Annotated in this window: 4 protein-coding genes and 1 pseudogene; 4 read left to right on the forward strand and 1 reads right to left on the reverse strand. The window is 59.7% G+C overall.

Features of this window, described 5'->3' with window-relative positions; translation table 11 throughout:
• A pseudogene (locus QZ571_RS18320) lies at positions 1-133 on the forward strand (cytochrome c); the annotation flags it as partial.
• Positions 134-150: 17 nt separating this feature from the next.
• Here QZ571_RS18320 and QZ571_RS18325 read toward each other — a convergent pair.
• A complete protein-coding gene (locus QZ571_RS18325; RefSeq protein WP_295537597.1) occupies positions 151-405 on the reverse strand; it encodes a DUF2127 domain-containing protein in 255 nt (84 codons plus the stop codon).
• A gap of 162 nt (positions 406-567) precedes the next feature.
• Here QZ571_RS18325 and QZ571_RS18330 point away from each other — a divergent pair, with 162 nt between their 5' ends.
• The 3 genes from QZ571_RS18330 to QZ571_RS18340 all read left to right on the forward strand — a co-directional run.
• Entirely contained in the window at positions 568-1,110 is a 543-nt protein-coding gene (locus QZ571_RS18330) for a phosphatase PAP2 family protein (RefSeq protein ID WP_295537599.1), read from the forward strand.
• A 184-nt stretch (positions 1,111-1,294) separates the two neighbouring features.
• On the forward strand, positions 1,295-1,546 hold the full coding sequence (locus tag QZ571_RS18335; RefSeq protein ID WP_295537601.1) for a phosphatidylglycerol lysyltransferase domain-containing protein: 252 nt from the start codon (positions 1,295-1,297) through the stop codon (positions 1,544-1,546).
• A 1-nt stretch (position 1,547) separates the two neighbouring features.
• A partial coding sequence (locus QZ571_RS18340; RefSeq protein WP_295537603.1) for a phosphatase PAP2 family protein occupies positions 1,548-3,163 on the forward strand: 1,616 nt, incomplete at its 3' end.

Genomic DNA, 3,163 nt, shown 5'->3' on the forward strand with positions numbered 1-3,163 from the left:
GGATTTCGCCAGCGGCATGCCCGGTTTCGCCGGAACCCTCAATGATGGCGAGATCCTCGATATTCTCGGCTTCATCCGCTCAACTTGGCCAGACCGAATGCAAGCGGTGCAGGCCGCCCGCGACGGGAATTAAATGGGAAAGTTAAACTGTCAGAGGCGCAAGATAGGTTGCGCCTTGGCTTGCCAATCTTGGGACGGGAGTGGCTTCGGTCCCTTGATCGACCAAAAGTTTCTTTGCAGCAACCCAACGATCAAGGCAGCTTTGATCAGCCCTTGGCTGATCAGGTAGAAAGTATAGAAGGCCCGGGTCGATCCGCTCTGTTGCTGTGCCGCGTTCATTATGTGCGTGGCGACGAAGTTCCGAGGATTTTCCATCAGCTGCTCCTGTGAGAGAAGATCACCCAATGAAGCATCGCCGGCACGGAAACGAGCTAGAACACAAGTCCGCCAGCTATCTCGGTCAGCGCGTGCAATCCCTTCAAAGTGACACTAACATTTCAGGCTTGATGGATGCGGTCCTCAATGACTTGCATTCCGTGATCAACCTCGTTCAATGAAAGGCAGACAATGGACGTCGCGATTACCCAGTGGATCAACTCCTTTGCAGGCCAAAACCCTCTCTTCGATCCCATAATGATCGCGATCACGAAAGTCGGGGTGCCCTTCATTGTCCTGATGGTCGTCTTACAATGGTGGAGCCGGGAAGATCGGCAACATGTGCGTCACGTCGCGATCTGCGCCGGGCTTGCCTTCCTGCTGGGTCTTGCGATCAACCAGGGTGTCCTTCTCTTCATTCACCGTGTGCGCCCCTATGACGCTGGCATTTCGCATCTCCTGATCGCGAAGAGTGCAGACTGGTCGTTCCCATCCGACCACGCGACGGCCTCGATGTCGGTCGCGATGACCTTTGCTCTGCAGAAGCTACCGCGACGGACGCTGGCGTTCTTCGCCATGGCAATCTTAGTCTGCCTGTCCCGCGTCTATGTCGGCACCCATTACCTTTCCGACGTCTTGGGCGGGGCTGCTACTGGGATCGTCGCTGCCATCGCTGTTCGTCTGCTCTACCGGGAGGACAGCAAGCTTGATCGTTTCGCGACAAGCATCCTCTGACAAGGAGTTAATCTTCGCCGGGGCGTCTGAAGAACGATCTGTACAATGTCTTGTCCAAGAATGAGGATCAGTCTGACCCGGTTTATCGAGCTCCACCTGACTTGTAGAGCCGAACGCTGGGCTTTCCGGTCGCTTTTTGGTGCGTGCGGCGACGGTCTGCTCTCTGATCTTCGCGGACGTTTGCGTGAACTGCGGCGAACGTCCACTTTCTGATCGCCCTTCAGCGCATATGCCAAGCCAGTTCGGAAATTTGATTTTCCGTCATGGGGCGGCGTTTTACAACTTTGAGGGTCTGCGCCGCTTCAAGAATAAATTTCGCCCTGACTGGCAGCCGCGCTATGTCGCCTTGCCTCCGGGGGTCTCGCCCTATCTCGAAGTGGTCGAGGTCGCCATGCTGATCTCAGGCGGCGCACGTAACCTGATCGCGAAGGACTGACATGCTGAGTTCAATTCACCAGATACTGCCCTCTCTCGCCGCGCTTGGCATCCTTGGGTATTGGATCATCGGCGCGGCGACGGCGCTTGAGGCGTTCTTGCTGACCGGAATTTTCGTGCCCGGCACGCTGATCGTGGATGCGGGTGGGGTGATGGTGCAGCAGGGGATGCTCGATTTTTTTGATCTCGCATGGTTCGTGGCGATTGGCTCAATCCTTGGCGGGGAGGCCAGTTTCTGGCTTGGTCGCCGCGCGCGTCGCGGCATGCTGGGGCGCTGGAATGTCGAGGCCATGCCCGCCTTCGCACGCGCCCAACGCCTGTTTGCCAAACGCGGCGGGTTTGCCTTGGTGCTGGGGCGGTTCCTTGGCCCGGTTGCTGCCTTCGTGCCCTTTGCTGCCGCCATCGCAGGGATGGAGACTCGCCGGTTTCGCATCTGGAACATTGTGAGCGGCTTTCCCTACGCGCTGGCCCATCTCGCCTTTGGTTATGGCTTGGGCAGCGGCCTGTCGCGCTTTAGCCCGATGATGACGCGCGCCGCGCTATTCGTCGCGGTGCTGTCGGTGCTGGCAGCGCTGCTGTGGTGGACGCTGCGCCAGTTGGACCGCACCTTGCCCCATCTGCTGGCAATGGCCGGGGGCTTGATGGATGAGATCGCGCGCCATCCGCGCATTGATAGCTGGGGCGCACGGAATCCGCGCCTCGCGCAGTTTCTGACCCGGCGTCTTGACCGGACCCATTTTACCGGGCTGCCTGCGACGGTGCTGGGCGTGGCCTTTGCCTATCTGGCGGCGCTGTGGCTTGGATTGGCCTTTGATTTCGTGCGCGCCGAGCCGATTGTGCAAATCGACGCACGGCTGGCGCAATTGATGCATCTGTTCTGGACGCCAGCGCTGATACAGGTTTTCACCTGGATCACAGCACTTGGCGATACGCGGCTGGTGGCGGCGGTTCTGGCGCTGGCGGTGCTGTGGCTGGTGCTGCTGCGGCGTCCGGGCCTGTTGGTCGGCTTGTTGGTGGCGCTGGGAACGGATCTGGTTTCGGTTGTTATTCTCAAGACGGCGTTCGGGCGTGCGCGCTCGAGCCTTGGCTATTTCACCGAGACCTCGGGCAGTTTTCCATCCGGCCACGCCACGCTTTCGGTCGCCTTTTACGGCATGCTGTTCTACCTGCTCTGGCGGTTGGGACGGATGGGGGCGGTGATGGCCGCCTTCCTTGCCACCCTCGTCGCCGGTCTGATCGGGCTGAGCCGCCTCTATCTGGTCGAACACTATCTCAGCGACGTTCTGGCGGGCTGGGTGCTAGGCGGGCTGTGCCTGATTTCGGGGATCGCGGTGGCGGAATGGATGATGCACGGGCGCGCCGCACCGAAGGTGCAGCCCCTAAACTGGCAAAAGATCATCGCGCTTGTGGTGTCGCTTGGTTTGCTCGCCTATGCGGGGCTGCGTGTGAGCGATTACTCCAAGGCGCTCAACCCCTCCCCCGCGCTTGGGGGCAATGTGCAGATCAGTTCGGCTGTCGGACTTTTTGGCGACCACACGCTGCCCGCAACGGCCCATACCCTGTCCGGAGAACGCAAATTTGCGATCAACATCGCCTTCTGGGCCAAAGATCAGGCACA

Origin of the sequence: uncultured Thioclava sp. (assembly GCF_913064665.1) — a bacterium.
Classification (GTDB): Bacteria; Pseudomonadota; Alphaproteobacteria; order Rhodobacterales; family Rhodobacteraceae; genus Thioclava; species Thioclava arctica.